Here is a 13,992-nt window from a genome sequence, read left to right on the forward strand (position 1 = left end):
GGAAGGAGGCCGGAGTTGCTGGATCGGCTGAACCAGGCCATGGAGTACATCGAGGACCACCTCGACCAGAGCATCGAGGTGTCCGCGCTGGCCCGGATCACGGTCACGTCGGAGTACCACTTCCGGCGGCTGTTCTCGTCGCTGGCGGGGATGCCGCTGTCGGAGTACGTACGGCGCCGGCGGCTCACCGTCGCGGGAGCCGACGTGCTGGCCGGGGAACCGTCCCTGCTGGAGATCGCGGTCCGCTACGGCTACTCCTCGGGGGAGGCGTTCGCCCGGGCGTTCCGCGCCGTGCACGGTGTCGGTCCCGGCGAGGCCAGGCGTACCGGCGCGGCTCTGAACTCGCAGCCCCGGCTGTCCTTCCGACTCACCGTCGAAGGGAACAGCACCATGCGATACCGCATCGTGGAGAAGGAAGCATTCCGGGTCGTCGGCAAGAAGGCCCGCGTCCCGTTGATCTACGAGGGCGTCAACCCGCACATCGCCGAGCACGTCAAGGGCATCCCGCCGGAGACGATGCTGCGGATCGCCGCCCTGTCGGACCAGGACCCGCAGGGCGTGGTGTCGGCGACCGTGCGCCTGTCGGACGGCTTCGAGGAGGGCAGCGAGCTGGACTACTACCACGCCGTGGTGACCGCGGCCGCCGAGGTGCCCGACGACCTCGACGTGCTGGACTGCCCGCCGGGCACCTGGGCGGTGTTCGAGAACACCGGGCCGTTCCCGCAGGCGCTGCAGCAGATGTGGGCCGACGTGGCCGCCCAGTGGATCCCGTCCAACCCGTACGAGTACCGTCCGGGGCCGGAGATCCTGCGCACCCGCCAGGCGCAGTCCGACCCGGCGCAGTCCGACGCACAGCTGTGGATCCCGGTGGTCCGCACCACCGGGTGAACCGGTTCGCCGCCGGGGCCCGCGAGGGCGGGTACCAGCGGCGAAGCGGCCGGCAACGCCTAGAACACCGGCGTGCCCGCCTGCGTCAGCTTCCAGTTGACCTTCGCGAAGTCGGCCGGGTCGAGCGTCTTCTTCGCCGTGACGTAGTCGATCATCAGCTGCCGGATCTCGTTGGTGGAGCTGTACGCGATCGGCGCCGAGGCGATGTGCGGGTAGCCGGAACCGCCGTTCGCCCGGTAGTTGTTGACGGCCACGACGAAGACCTGGTCGGCGGCGACCGGGGCGCCGTTGTAGGAGAGGTTCTTGATCCTCGACCCCTCCGGCTGGGCGATGTCGATCTCGTAGTCGACGCCCGACGCGACGTCGTACATGTAGTCCCAGAAGCTGTTGGCGTTGGTGAGGGTCGCGGTGTCGACCTTCGTGCCGGCCGGGACCTGGTGGTAGTACTTCGCCGCGTGCTCCAGGTAGTCCTTGAGCTGGGCACCCGTCAGCTTCTTGCCGTACAGGGTGTTGTCGTAGATGTAGAGCCCGGCGATGTCCCGGATGGTGACGTTGCCCTTCGGGATGTCGGCCGTGCGGCTGAAGGGCGCGGCGACCGAGATCAGCGGCAGGGCGGCGTCGGCGGCCGACAGGCCCGCCTTGACGGTCTCGGCCTGGACCTTCTGGATGAAGTCCATGATCGGCACGTCCTTCCAGCAGGACTCCGCCGCCGAGAGGTCCTCGGTGCAGGTGCCGACGGGCGTGTTGACGTACTTCACGACCAGGTCGTGGTCGGCCGTCAGCAGGCGCTTGATCTCCGGGTCCTCGTCCACCGTGTTGGGGTTGAGGGTCTTCGCGGTCTTGCCGACGACCTTCCAGCGGCCGTGCTCCAGCTCGACCTCGAAGTCGAAGACGCTGAGCCGGTAGCCCCAGCAGTACGGCTCGGACAGCAGCACGTCCTCACCGGTCTCCTGGTTCTTCACCGTGTACGACGGCACCTCGACGTGGGTGTGGCCGACGAGGATCGCGTCGATGCCGGGGACCTGCTCGGCGACGAGGTTGGAGGCGTTCTCGACGTACGGCAGCTCGTCGCCGTACGAGGACGAGCCGTCGAGGCCGGAGTGGTCGGTCAGGAAGACCACGTCACAGCCGAGCGCGCGCAGCCGGGGCACGTACTTCCTCGCCTGCTCCACCAGCCCGGGGAAGACCATCTTCCCGCTGACGTTGTCCTTGTCCCACAGGGCGATCCCGGGGTTGGTCAGGCCGAGGATGCCGACCTTGATGTCCGGGGCGCCGGGCACGCGCAGCCGCTTGACGGTGTACGGCTTGAACGCGGGCCGCAGGGTCTTCGCGTCGAGCGCGTTCGCGCCGAGCAGCGGGAAGTGGCACTGCTGCTCGAACTTCCTCAGCACCTCGATGCCGTAGTTGAACTCGTGGTTGCCGAGGGCGGCGGCGTCGTAGCGCATGTGGTTCATGGCCACGGCCATCGGGTGCTTGGGGCCCTTCGCGCCGCCCTTGCCCGTGATCGGGTCGACGCGCGCGAAGTAGTAGGCCAGCGAGGTGCCCTGGATGATGTCACCGGCGTCCACGAGCAGGACGCGGTGCTCGCCCTTCTCCGCCCGCTGCTGCTTGATGAGCGTGGCGACCCGGGCCACGCCCACGGAGTTGCCCGCCTTGTCGCTGTAGGCCGCGTCCTTGTAGTAGTCCCAGTCGAAGACGTGGCTGTGCAGGTCGGTCGTGCCGAGGACGGAGAACTTCCAGGTGCGGGGGTGGCAGTCCCGCTTCTGCTCGGCGGCCTGGGCGGGGGCCGCCGCGACGGTCCCGGCGGCGGCGACGGCCGCTCCGGTGACGGCCGACTTCTTCACGAACTCCCGGCGGTTCATGGGACTGACGGGCATACGGGGCTCCTGGAGCGAGGAGAAGGGACGGAGACAGTCAACTACCCGCGTAGATGCTTGCCTTCACTTCTTCCGCTGAGAACCACGGGAAACCCAAGGGCCGGTCAAGGAACTTCATGTCCATGACCGGCCCGTGACGCGGAGGTGAACCGCGGGGTGAACCGCTTGCGGCTACAGGAACGAGTTGATCTCGATCGTCTCGTCCCGGCCCGGACCCACACCGATCGCGGAGATCGGGGCGCCGGACATCTCCTCCAGCGCCTTGACGTAGTTCTGGGCGTTCTTCGGCAGGTCGGAGAAGGACTTCGCCTTGGTGATGTCCTCGCTCCAGCCCGGCAGGGTCTCGTAGACCGGCTTCGCGTGGTGGAAGTCGGTCTGGGAGTACGGCAGTTCCTCGACGCGCTTGCCGTCGATCTCGTACGCCACGCAGACCGGGATCTGCTCCCAGCCGGTCAGCACGTCCAGCTTGGTGAGGAAGAAGTCGGTCAGGCCGTTCACGCGGGTCGCGTACCGCGCGATCACCGCGTCGAACCAGCCGCAGCGCCGGTCACGGCCGGTGGTCACGCCCCGCTCGCCGCCGATGCGGCGCAGCGCCTCGCCGTCCTCGTCGAACAGCTCGGTCGGGAAGGGACCGGCGCCGACACGGGTCGTGTACGCCTTGAGGATGCCGATGACCCGGCTGATCTTCGTCGGGCCCACGCCGGCGCCGGTGCAGGCACCGCCGGCGGTCGGGTTGCTGGAGGTGACGAAGGGGTAGGTGCCGTGGTCGATGTCGAGGAGGGTGCCCTGACCGCCCTCGAAGAGCACGACCTTGTCCTCCTCCAGCGCCTGGTTCAGGACCAGGACGGTGTCGGCGACGTACGGCTCGATCTTCTCGGCGTAGCCCAGCAGCTCCTCGACCACCTGGCTCACGGCGATCGCGCGCCGGTTGTACAGCTTGGTGAGGATCTGGTTCTTGACGTCGAGGGCCGCCTCGACCTTCTGCGTCAGGATCGACTCGTCGTACAGGTCCTGGACCCGGATGCCGACGCGGTTGATCTTGTCGGCGTAGGTCGGTCCGATGCCGCGCCCGGTCGTACCGATCTTCCGCTTGCCCAGGAAGCGCTCCGTCACCTTGTCCACGGTGACGTTGTACGGCGTGATGACGTGCGCGTTACCGCTGATCAGGAGCTTGGACGTGTCGACGCCACGCTCGTTCAGACCGCTCAGCTCGGAGAGCAGGACCGACGGGTCGACGACGACACCGTTGCCGATGACCGGCGTACAGCCGGGGGAGAGGATTCCGGAAGGGAGGAGGTGGAGCGCGTACTTCTGGTCGCCGACGACGACCGTGTGGCCGGCGTTGTTGCCGCCCTGGTAGCGCACTACATAGTCCACCGAGCCACCGAGCAGGTCGGTCGCCTTCCCCTTGCCTTCGTCACCCCACTGAGCACCGAGCAGCACAAGTGCGGGCACGCGCGTACACCCCTTCCGGGCGGGGCATGTCCAAGGTCGGGGGCGTGGGCGTAAGGTTCACCGCCGCGTGCCACAGCGACCGCCGTTGGTCGCACAACCGTCGGACCGGATGCCCCGGAATAGACGAAGCCCCTGGCGCAATAGCGCAAGGGGCTCTTGCACAAAGATGCTACCCGAGGAAGCGAGGCAGGACCGAGGTGGCGACTTTCGCGATGTCCGACCAGCTGTTGGTGATCATCGATCCGGCGGCACGGCAGACGGACGGCGAGTCCGTCCGCATCGCGAAAGACGTGCTCAGCGCGGGTGCGGCGGCGAAAGTGTGCCTCCCGGACGGCCCGGAGGAATTCGCCCGGGCGCTGGGCCGAAGGGGTTCGCGCCGGCCGGTGGTGATCGGCGACGACCACGCACTGCTACGGGCGGTCACCCAGCTGTACCGCGCGCGGGAACTGGCCGGATGCGGTCTGTCGGTGGTCCCGGTCGGAGAGGCCGGAGAAACGTCACTGGCGACGTCCCTGGGCGTACCGGCCGGGGCGGTGGCGGCGGCCCGCACGGTCCTGGACGGCACGGAACGGCGCCTGGACCTGCTGGTGGACGACGGCGACGGGGTCGTCCTGACCGAGCTGGCCATCCCGCCCGCCGTCCGCGTCCCCGCGCCCGAGCCGGTGGCCCCGGCCGCGGCGGCCGCCCGCTGGTACCGCACCCTGCTCTCCCGTACCCGCCCGCCCCGGCTCCCCGCGGTGCCCTCCCCCGGCCCGGCCCGGCTGCGCGTCCAGATCGACGAGGAGACGGTGGTGGACCTGGACCAGCCGGTGGAAGCGGTGACGGTGGCGCCGGGCGCGGGCGGGCTGGCGGAGGTCGAGATACGTCCGCTGTCGGTGGGCGCGGAGGCCACCCCGCTGCGGGCCTGCGGCCGCGCCGTGACGGTCACGGGCCCGGACTTCCGCTACCGGGCCGACGCGACGGTGGCCGGCCCGGTGCGGCGCCGTACGTGGCGGGTGGCGCAGGGTGCGTGGGGGCTGGTGCTGCCGTCAGCGTGAGGCGGGGCGCTGGAAGCCGGTGGTGTCGAGGGTGCAGCCGAATGGGTCCGGGATGTCGAGCTTCTCACCGAACGACTTGCTCACCCGTGCCTGGTAACCGCGGTTCGTCGGCAGCCAGAAGACCGTGGCTCGGTCTTCCTGCATGTCGAGGACCAGGTAGACCGGGACGCCGGCTTTTGCGTACATCTCGACCTTGTCCGTCAGGTCGACATCCCTGGTAGAGGGCGAGGTCAGCTCGCCCACCAGGGAGAGGCCCTCCCCGTCCAGGTGACTGCTACCCGTTTCGTATGTCCGCTCATGGGCGGCGTGAATGTCCGGCCCGTAAGCACGCTCAACGCCTGGAAAGACGAACAGGTGAGGAGTCCGATCGATGATGTGGCCCTCGGGAAGGTGCGGCTGCAGCTGGTCGCACACGAGCCTCATGACGGGGGTGTAGAACCCCTTCGACCACGGCGACAAGACGATGTTCCCCCTGATGATCTCGGCCTTATAGCCGTCACGCACGTCCAATCCGTCGAGGACGTCCAGCATCTCCTCGAAACCGTCACGGGGCTCGGTGCCGCTTATCGTCGGTCGCTCTGTCATCAACGTCATGATGCGCCCTCCCTCTGATGCAGACCAGCCGCCACCCAGCGTAGCCGGACGAGCACAATGCCGCGCAGAGATCCAGCAGTTCGCGCCCTCAATGGTCTGGTGACAAATATTTAACCCCGCCGACCCCTTCCCGAACCCCCGTGCGGTCCACCATCCTGCTCCATCAGGACCCACCAGCGGCACGCACACCGGACAGGGAAGGGGCCACCCGATGGCAGTGGACGAGGGCGTCGCCCCGGCGGCGGGGACGGACGACGGCGAGGCGGTTCACCGGCTGAAACCCAATGCGATCGGGCTGCTCGGCGTGGTGTTCATGGCCGTGGCGACCGCCGCGCCGATCACCGCGATGACCGGCAACGTGCCCTTCATGGTGTCGTCCGGCAACGGGATCGGGGCGCCCGCGAGTTATCTCGTCGCAATGGTCGTCCTGGCAATCTTTTCCGTCGGTTTCACGTCGATGGCGAAGCACATCACGTCCACCGGCGCCTTCTACGGATTCATCTCCTACGGACTCGGGCGGACCGCCGGGCTCGCCTCCGGGCTGCTCGCGACCTTCGCGTACGTCGTCTTCGAGCCCGCGCTCATCGGCATCTTCTCGACCTTCGCGACGACGACCCTGCGGGACCAGACCGGCCTGCACGTGCCCTGGTGGGCCTTCGCCGTGCTGATGCTCGCGATCAACGCGACCGGCACCTGGTTCGGGGTGAGCGTCGCCGAGAAACTGCTGGTGGCGCTGCTGGCGACCGAGGTGACCGTCCTGGCGGCGATGGCGGTGTCGGTCGCGCTCCACGGGGGCGGGCCGCACGGGTTCACCTTCGCGCCCGTGAACCCCGTCAACGCCTTCAAGGGCACCTCCGCCGGGCTCGGGCTGTTCTTCGCCTTCTGGTCCTGGGTCGGCTTCGAGTCGACGGCGATGTACGGCGAGGAGTCCCGGGACCCCAAGAAGATCATCCCCAAGGCGACGATGATCAGCGTCCTCGGTGTCGGCGTCTTCTACGTCTTCGTCTCCTGGATGGCGATCAGCGGCAACGGCGAGGCCGAGGCCGTGAAGGCGGCCTCCTCCGCCAACCCGCTGTCGCTGTTCTTCCTCCCCACCGAGCGCTACGTCGGGCACTGGGCGGTCGACGTCATGCAGTGGCTGATGATCACCGGCTCGCTGGCCTGCGGCATGGCCTTCCACAACTGCGCCGCCCGCTACCTCTACGCGCTGGGCAGGGAGGGCGTCCTGCCGTCGCTGAAGAGCACCGTCGGGCGGACCCACGCCCGGCACGGCTCCCCGCACATCGCAGGGCTGGTGCAGACCGCCGTCACCGCGGTGCTGCTCGGCGCGTTCTGGGCGGCGGGCAAGGACCCGTACACCGGCACGTACGTCCTGCTCGCCATCCTCGGCACCATGGCGATCCTCGTCGTCCAGGCCGTGTGCTCCTTCGCGGTGCTGGCCTACTTCCGCTCCCACCACCCCGAGAGCCGCCACTGGTTCCGCACCCTCGTCGCACCGCTGCTCGGCGGCATCGCGATGCTCGGCGTCGTCGTGCTCCTCGTGTCCAACATGGGCGCGGCGGCCGGCCCCGAGTCCGGCTCGCTGGTGCTGAGGGCGACCCCCTGGCTGGTGGCCGCCGTCGCGGCGACGGGCGTCGGGTACGCGCGGTACCTGAAGCGGCGGGCGCCCGAGCGGTACGCGCTGCTGGGGCGGACGGTGCTGGAGGAGACGAAGGAGCGGTGAGGCCCGGCCTCAGCGGCCGTACCTCTCCTCCCGGTACACCCGCCACCGCTCCATCATCTGCGCCACGTCCCGCTCGATGAACTCGAAGAAGGCCAGCGTCTCGGCGAGCCGGCGCCCCGCGGGGGTGTCGGCGCCGAGGCTGTCCACCCCCTCGCGCAGGGCGTCCTCCCAGCGCTTGATGATCGCCTCACGGCTGGTGAGCGCCTCGTACCACTGATCGCTGTGCACCCGGTACCGCTCCCGGCGCGAACCGGGCTCGCGCTCCCTCGACACCATGTGGACCTGCGCGAGATAGCGCACCGCGCCGGAGACCGCCGCGGGGCTGATCCGGAGCCGCTCGCCCAGTTCGGCCGAGGTCAGGGAGCCGGTGTCGGAGGCGAGGAGGGAGGCGAAGACCCGGGAGGGCATGCGCTGCATCCCGGCCTCCACCAACTGCGCCGCGAACCGCTCCACGAACCGCGAGACCCCCTCCGGGTCCCGCTCACTCCCCGACTCCGTCATGCCTCCCACCCTATCCGGGCTTCATGCGTTTCCTTAACTTCACAAATTTCTGAAAAAAGTGTACGTTCTGAACCATGACCAAGGCAATCACGGTCTCCGGGCTGCGCAAGTCCTTCGGCCGTACCCACGCGCTGGACGGCCTGGACCTGGAGGTGGAGGCCGGAGAGGTGCACGGCTTCCTCGGCCCCAACGGCGCCGGCAAGTCGACCACCATCCGCGTCCTGCTCGGACTGCTGCGCGCCGACGCGGGCGCCGCCCAGGTGCTGGGCCGCGACCCCTGGCGGGACGCGGTCGAGGTGCACCGCCGCATCGCCTACGTCCCCGGCGACGTCACCCTGTGGCGCAACCTCTCCGGCGGCGAGGTCATCGACCTCTACGGCAGGCTGCGCGGCGGGCTCGACACCCGGCGCCGCGCCGAGCTGATCGAGCGGTTCGAGCTGGACCCCACCAAGAAGGGCCGCACCTACTCCAAGGGCAACCGGCAGAAGGTCGCCCTGGTCGCCGCCTTCGCCGCGGACGTCGACCTGCTGATCCTCGACGAGCCGACCTCGGGCCTGGACCCGCTGATGGAGGAGGTCTTCCAGGCCTGCGTGGAGGAGGAGCGGGAGCGCGGGCGCACGGTCCTGCTCTCCTCGCACATCCTCAGCGAGGTCGAGGAACTCTGCGACCGGGTCAGCATCGTCCGCAAGGGGCGGACGGTGGAGAGCGGGTCGCTCGCCGAGCTGCGGCATCTGACCCGCACCAGCGTCAGCGCCGAACTCGCCGGTCCGCCCGACGGGCTCGCCCGGCTGCCCGGCGTGCACGGCCTCGACGTCCAGGGCCACCGGGTCCGGCTCCAGGTAGACGCCGACCGACTCGACGCCGTACTGCGCTCGTTGAGCGCCACGGGAGTGCGCTCGCTGACCTCGACACCGCCGACGCTGGAGGAGCTGTTCCTGCGGCACTACACGGAGCAGACCGAGGGGGCGGCGGCACGATGACCCGCCAACTGGCCGGTACCGGCACCCTGTTGCGCTTCGCCCTGCGCCGTGACCGCGTGATGGCCCCGGTCTGGATCGCGGTGAACGCGCTGATGGTCCTGTCCATGCCGAACACCCTGAAGTCCCTGTACGCCACCCCGGTCCAACGCGCCGGCCTGCGCCACCAGATGGCCACCAACACCTCGCTGCGCGCCCTCGTCGGGCCGGTCTTCGACGACTCGCTCGGCGCGCTGACCGCCTGGCGCGTCGGGGTGTACGCGGGCGCGCTCGCCGCCGTCATGAGCCTCCTCGTCGTCGTACGGCACACCCGGGACGAGGAGGAGAGCGGGCGGCAGGAGCTGATCTCCTCGGGGGCGGTCGGGCGCCGGGCCCCGCTCACGGCGGCCCTGCTCGCGGCGGCGGTCGACAACGCCGTCCTCGGCCTGCTGATCGCCGCCGGACTGGCCGGACAGGGCGCGGCCGGTGCGGCGGCCTTCGGGCTCGCGGCGGCGGGCACGGGCCTGGTCTTCGCCACGGCGGCGGCGATCGTCGCCCAGCTGACCGAGAGCGCCCGGCTCGCCCGGGGTCTGACGGCGGCGGTGCTGGGCGCGGCCTTCGTGCTGCGCGCGGCCGGCGACTCGGCCTCCGCCACCGGCTCGTCCGTCCTGACCTGGCTGTCCCCGCTGGGCTGGCTGGAGAACGTGCGCGCCTTCGCGGCCGAACGGTGGTGGGTGCCGGCGCTCTTCGCGGCGGCGACGGCCCTCCAGGCCTGGCCGGCCTACGCGCTGGCGGGCCGCCGCGACACCGGCATGAGCTTCCTGCCCACCCGGCCGGGACCGGCGCGGGGCCGGCTCGGCACGGCCGGCGCGCTGGCCTGGCGGCTGCAGCGGGGCAGCGTGCTCGGCTGGAGCCTCGGCTTCTTCCTCGCCGGGATCGTCTACGGCGGCCTGACGGACGGCGCGGCCAGGCTCGTCGGCGACAACGCCCGGGCCCGCGAGATCTTCCAGCGCATGGGCGGGCAGTCGGGGCTGACGGACGCCTTCCTCGCGGCGATGGTCGGCATGCTCGGCCTGGTCGCCGCGCTCTACGTCGTCTCCTCCGTGCTGCGGCTCGGCGGCGAGGAGACCTCGGGCCGCACCGAACCGGTGCTGGCCTGCGCGGTCGGCCGACTGCGCTGGGCCGCCGGCCACCTGCTGATCGCCTTCGGCGGCTCCGCCCTGATCATGCTGCTCGCCGGTCTGGGCTTCGCCGTCGGCTACGGCAGGCAGATCGGCCCGGTGCTGGGCGCCTGCCTGCTCCAGGTCGCCGCCGTCTGGGTCATCGGCGGGCTCGCCGTCCTGCTCCAGGGCGTCCTGCCGCGGGGCGCGACGGCGGCGTGGGGCGTGGCGGGCGCGGCCCTGCTCATCGGCTGGGTCGGCCCGGCGCTGAACGTCCCCCACGCCGTCCTCGTCCTCTCCCCCTTCGGCCATCTGCCCAAGCTGCCCGGCGGCCACCTCGACTGGGCGCCGGTGGGCGTCCTGCTCGCCCTCGCGGCCCTGCTGGTCGCGGGCGGCCTGGCGGGCCTGCGCCGCCGGGACCTGATCGGCTGAGCGCGCTGGTCAGCCGACCTCCACCCGCAGCTCCTCGAGCCCCCGCATCACGAAGTTGGGCTTGCGCCCCGGCTCGGCCGCGAGGGCCAGGGTGGGCGCCCGCTCCAGCAGGGCCCGCATCGAGGCGGCCAGTTCGATGCGGGCCAGCGGCGCGCCGATGCAGTAGTGGATGCCCGCGCTGAAGGAGATGTGCGGGTTGTCCGCACGGGCCAGGTCCAGCCGTCCGGGATCGGCGAAGACCGCCGGGTCATGGTTGGCCGACCCGAAGAGCATGGCGATCTCCGCGCCCCGCGGGACCGTCGTGCCGCCGATCTCGATGTCGTCCAGCACCCAGCGCTCGAAGAGCTGCAACGGGGTGTCGTAGCGCAGCAGTTCCTCGACCGCCGACGGGACCAGCGAGTGATCGGCACGCAGCGCGGCCAGCTGCCCGGGATTGCGGAACAGCGCCCACCACCCGTTGGCCGTGGCGTTGACGGTCGCCTCGTGCCCCGCGTTGAGCAGCAGCACGGCCGTGGAGATCATCTCCTGCTCGGTGAGCCGGTCGTCCGCGTCGTGCGCCGCGATGAGCCCGGAGATCAGGTCCTCCCCCGGCTCCTTGCGCCGCGCCGCGATCAGCTCGCGCAGGTACTCGGAGAACTCCACGGAGGCGCGGACCGCCCTCGCGGCCGTCTCCCGTGACGGGTTCAGCTCGTACATCCCGCAGATGTCCGCCGACCACGGCCGCAACCACCCCCGGTCCCGCTCCGGGACGCCCAGCATCTCCGCGATCACCGCGACGGGCAGCGGCTCCGCCACATCGGCCAGCAGATCGCCGCCCCCCTCCCGGACCAGCCCCGCCACCAGCTCGTCCGCGAGCGCGCGCACGTACGGCGCCAGCCGCTCGACCGTCCGCGGCGTGAACGCCTTCGACACCAGGCGCCGGATCCGGGTGTGGTCCGGCGGCTCCAGGTCGAGCATCCCGTGGTCGTTGAGCGTGTGGAACGGCTCGTGCTCGGGCGGGGGCGCGCTCCGCCCGAACTCCTCGTGCGAGAACCGGTGCTGGTACGTCCGACCGAGCCGCCGGTCCCGCAGCAGCGCGGAGACGTCCGCATGGTGCGGGACCAGCCACTGGTCGGTCGCCTCGTACCGGATCACCCGGCCGCGTGCCCGCAGCTCGGCGTAGGCCGGGTAGGGGTCGGCGAGGAACGCCGGGTCCCAGGGGTCGAAAGCGAGGTCCGCGGCACCTGTCATGGACGGACGCTAGCTCCCCCTCACCCGGTGACGCCAGCCCCGCTCACCCCGGTGTGACCAGCCGTGCCTCGTACGCGAACACCGCCGCCTGGGTGCGGTCCCGCAGGCCCAGCTTGACCAGCACGCGACTCACATGGGTCTTGATCGTCGACTCCGCCACCACCAGGCGCTCGGCTATCTCGGCGTTCGACAGGCCCTGCGCGATCAGGACCAGCACCTCCGTCTCCCGTTCCGTCAGTTCGCCGTAGGCCGACCGGGCCGCCGGTATCAGGCGCGGAGGTTCCGACAGGCGGGAGAACTCCGTGATCAGGCGTCTGGTGACCGAGGGCGCCAGCAGCGCCTCGCCGGAGGCCACCACCCGCACACCGTCGGCCAGTTGGCGGGCGGAGGCGTCCTTCAGCAGGAAACCGGAGGCGCCGGCGCGGAGCGCCTGGTACACGTACTCGTCCAGATCGAAGGTGGTCAGCACGAGGACCTTCGCCGCACCGTCCGCCGCGACGATCTCCCGGGTCGCCTCGATGCCGTTCAGCTCCGGCATCCGGATGTCCATCAGGACGACGTCCGGGGCCAGCTGCCGGACCCGGTCCACCGCCTCCCTCCCGTTGACGGCCTCGCCGACGACCTCGATGTCCGGCATCGCGTTCAGCAGGACCGAGAAGCCCTCGCGGACCATCATCTGGTCGTCCGCGATCAGTACGCGGATGGTCATGCGTCCCCTTCGCTCGCGGTGGCCGGCACCGGCAGGAACACCGTCACCTCGTAGCCCCCGTCGTCCGTCGCGCCCGCCGTCATCTCGCCGTTCAGCATCGACACCCGCTCCCGCATGCCCGTCACCCCGTGCCCGGCGCCGGGCGAGGGTTTGACCAGGTGGGGGGCCGGCGGCGGGGTGTTGAGGACCCGCAGGCCCAGGCCGCCGAGCACGTAACCCATCTCCACTTTGGCGGTCCCCCCCGGCGCGTGCCGCAGGGTGTTGCTGAGGGCCTCCTGGACGATGCGGTACGCCGACAGCTCCACGCCCTGCGGGAGTTCGCGGACGGCCCCGGTGACCGTCTTCTCCACCTCCAGACCGGCCTCGCGCACATTGGCCAGCAGCCCGTCCAGATCGGCGAGCGTGGGCTGCGGGGCCTCGGGGGCCTCGTAGTCCTCGGCGCGGACCACGCCCAGGACCCGGCGCAGCTCGGTCAGGGCCGCCACCGCGTTCTCCCTGATGGTGGCGAACGCCTTCTCCAGCTCCGGCGGCGGGTTCTCCACCCGGTACGGCGCGGCCTCCGCCTGGATCGCGACCACCGACATGTGGTGGGCGACCACGTCGTGCAGCTCACGGGCGATCGTCGTGCGCTCCTCCAGCAGCGTGCGCCGCGAGCGCTCGTGCGCCGTCACCGTCTGCTGCACCGTCATCTCCCGCTGGGCCTGCCTGCGTGTGTGCCGGACTGTGACGACGAGCAGGATCAGCGCGGACAGGAACAGCATCTGCGGGGTGTCGGTGCCGTAGTCGCCGCCGAAGCCCACGTCGGCGAAGACGCCGAAGACCGCGGTCAGCACCCACATCCAGGCGGCCGTGCGCGGGCGGGTGCGCAGGGCGACGACCGTCAGCACCAGCAGGTGCGACAGGAAGCTGCCCGGCAGCCACGGCCAGCTGCCGTCACCCCGGCCGATCACCGACATGACGACGGTCGCCACCATGGACACCCAGAACGCGCCCACCGGACGCACCAGGGTCAGCAGGACCGGCACCAGCGCCGACAGACCGCACAGCAGGACCCTCACCGGCGCTTGCTCGCCGGCCGTGGCGACGAGCAGGGCCACCACGCCGCCGAGGCCCACCAGGACGTGCGGGGCCCAGGCGCCGTACTCCCGGGTCCGGCCCGACAGGCGCCGGATGATCGGGCCCCCCTCGCCGGCCCGGGGCATCGGGTCGTAGGCGAAGGCGTCCTCGAACAGCTCCTGCCGCAGCCCCCTCAGGGCGTCCGCGGCGAGCCGCATCTCCGGGCTGCGCGGCCGGCCGGCCGGGCCCGGCGTCGTCTGCGTGTGCGTCGTGTCGGTCACGTACAGAACGGTAGGCGGCGCCGGTGGTCGCGGTCGTCCCCTTGGAGAGGGGTCCTGCGGGGTCCCTCTCAGGTACTACGGGTCTGCCCTGCC

At 70.9% G+C, this 13,992-nt stretch carries 12 protein-coding genes; 5 read left to right on the forward strand and 7 right to left on the reverse strand.

What is annotated here, in order from left to right; all coding sequences use genetic code 11:
* Window positions 1-15: 15 nt before the first annotated feature.
* Complete coding sequence (locus tag ACZ60X_RS26090; protein WP_469602981.1) at window positions 16-888, forward strand: AraC family transcriptional regulator; 873 nt, start codon at window positions 16-18, stop codon at window positions 886-888.
* A gap of 59 nt (window positions 889-947) precedes the next feature.
* Here the strand turns inward: ACZ60X_RS26090 and ACZ60X_RS26095 are convergent, their stop codons facing one another.
* The gene (locus ACZ60X_RS26095) at window positions 948-2,765 is read right to left on the reverse strand and encodes a bifunctional metallophosphatase/5'-nucleotidase (RefSeq protein ID WP_469602984.1); all 1,818 of its coding nucleotides are present in this window, start codon (window positions 2,763-2,765) and stop codon (window positions 948-950) included.
* A 171-nt stretch (window positions 2,766-2,936) separates the two neighbouring features.
* Entirely contained in the window at window positions 2,937-4,220 is a 1,284-nt protein-coding gene (locus ACZ60X_RS26100; protein ID WP_469602987.1) for an adenylosuccinate synthase, read from the reverse strand.
* 212 nt (window positions 4,221-4,432) lie between these two features.
* Here ACZ60X_RS26100 and ACZ60X_RS26105 point away from each other — a divergent pair, with 212 nt between their 5' ends.
* Entirely contained in the window at window positions 4,433-5,257 is an 825-nt protein-coding gene (locus ACZ60X_RS26105) for a diacylglycerol kinase (RefSeq protein WP_469602990.1), read from the forward strand.
* Here ACZ60X_RS26105 and ACZ60X_RS26110 read toward each other — a convergent pair.
* Window positions 5,249-5,851, reverse strand: a complete 603-nt coding sequence (locus ACZ60X_RS26110; protein ID WP_469602993.1) for a Uma2 family endonuclease — start codon at window positions 5,849-5,851, stop codon at window positions 5,249-5,251. The genes ACZ60X_RS26105 and ACZ60X_RS26110 overlap by 9 nt on opposite strands.
* A gap of 211 nt (window positions 5,852-6,062) precedes the next feature.
* Here ACZ60X_RS26110 and ACZ60X_RS26115 point away from each other — a divergent pair, with 211 nt between their 5' ends.
* Window positions 6,063-7,574, forward strand: coding sequence for an APC family permease (locus ACZ60X_RS26115; protein ID WP_469602995.1), 1,512 nt, complete (start codon window positions 6,063-6,065; stop codon window positions 7,572-7,574).
* A gap of 9 nt (window positions 7,575-7,583) precedes the next feature.
* On the opposite strand, the gene ACZ60X_RS26120 is transcribed toward ACZ60X_RS26115, so the two are convergent.
* Window positions 7,584-8,075 carry a GbsR/MarR family transcriptional regulator gene (locus ACZ60X_RS26120; protein WP_469602998.1) on the reverse strand — a complete coding sequence of 164 codons (492 nt, stop codon included), beginning with the start codon at window positions 8,073-8,075 and terminating at the stop codon, window positions 7,584-7,586.
* Window positions 8,076-8,149: 74 nt separating this feature from the next.
* Between ACZ60X_RS26120 and ACZ60X_RS26125 the strand changes: the two genes are divergently transcribed.
* Window positions 8,150-9,055: an ABC transporter ATP-binding protein gene (locus ACZ60X_RS26125; RefSeq protein WP_469603000.1), complete on the forward strand. Its 906-nt coding sequence runs from the start codon at window positions 8,150-8,152 to the stop codon at window positions 9,053-9,055.
* Window positions 9,052-10,623, forward strand: a complete 1,572-nt coding sequence (locus ACZ60X_RS26130) for an ABC transporter permease (RefSeq protein WP_469603004.1) — start codon at window positions 9,052-9,054, stop codon at window positions 10,621-10,623. The genes ACZ60X_RS26125 and ACZ60X_RS26130 overlap by 4 nt, the downstream gene beginning before the upstream one ends.
* A 9-nt stretch (window positions 10,624-10,632) precedes the next feature.
* Here the strand turns inward: ACZ60X_RS26130 and ACZ60X_RS26135 are convergent, their stop codons facing one another.
* From ACZ60X_RS26135 to ACZ60X_RS26145, 3 genes are read right to left on the reverse strand one after another with little or no spacing between them, the layout of a single operon-like run.
* On the reverse strand, window positions 10,633-11,853 hold the full coding sequence (locus ACZ60X_RS26135) for a cytochrome P450 (RefSeq protein WP_469603006.1): 1,221 nt from the start codon (window positions 11,851-11,853) through the stop codon (window positions 10,633-10,635).
* Between the two features lie 43 nt (window positions 11,854-11,896).
* Window positions 11,897-12,562: a response regulator gene (locus ACZ60X_RS26140; protein WP_469603009.1), complete on the reverse strand. Its 666-nt coding sequence runs from the start codon at window positions 12,560-12,562 to the stop codon at window positions 11,897-11,899.
* Window positions 12,559-13,899, reverse strand: a complete 1,341-nt coding sequence (locus ACZ60X_RS26145) for a sensor histidine kinase (protein ID WP_469603012.1) — start codon at window positions 13,897-13,899, stop codon at window positions 12,559-12,561. The genes ACZ60X_RS26140 and ACZ60X_RS26145 overlap by 4 nt, the downstream gene beginning before the upstream one ends.
* Window positions 13,900-13,992: the final 93 nt, after the last annotated feature.

This window comes from Streptomyces sp. NPDC104106 (genome assembly GCF_055584345.1).

Coding starts and splice junctions, on each gene's coding strand:
- ACZ60X_RS26135 (WP_469603006.1), bottom strand. CDS start 11,853: ATGACAGGTGCCGCGGACCTCGCTTTCGACCCCTGGGACCCGGCGTTC.
- ACZ60X_RS26120 (WP_469602998.1), bottom strand. CDS start 8,075: ATGACGGAGTCGGGGAGTGAGCGGGACCCGGAGGGGGTCTCGCGGTTC.
- ACZ60X_RS26110 (WP_469602993.1), bottom strand. CDS start 5,851: ATGACGTTGATGACAGAGCGACCGACGATAAGCGGCACCGAGCCCCGT.
- ACZ60X_RS26095 (WP_469602984.1), bottom strand. CDS start 2,765: ATGCCCGTCAGTCCCATGAACCGCCGGGAGTTCGTGAAGAAGTCGGCC.
- ACZ60X_RS26125 (WP_469603000.1), top strand. CDS start 8,150: ATGACCAAGGCAATCACGGTCTCCGGGCTGCGCAAGTCCTTCGGCCGT.
- ACZ60X_RS26115 (WP_469602995.1), top strand. CDS start 6,063: ATGGCAGTGGACGAGGGCGTCGCCCCGGCGGCGGGGACGGACGACGGC.
- ACZ60X_RS26140 (WP_469603009.1), bottom strand. CDS start 12,562: ATGACCATCCGCGTACTGATCGCGGACGACCAGATGATGGTCCGCGAG.
- ACZ60X_RS26105 (WP_469602990.1), top strand. CDS start 4,433: ATGTCCGACCAGCTGTTGGTGATCATCGATCCGGCGGCACGGCAGACG.
- ACZ60X_RS26130 (WP_469603004.1), top strand. CDS start 9,052: ATGACCCGCCAACTGGCCGGTACCGGCACCCTGTTGCGCTTCGCCCTG.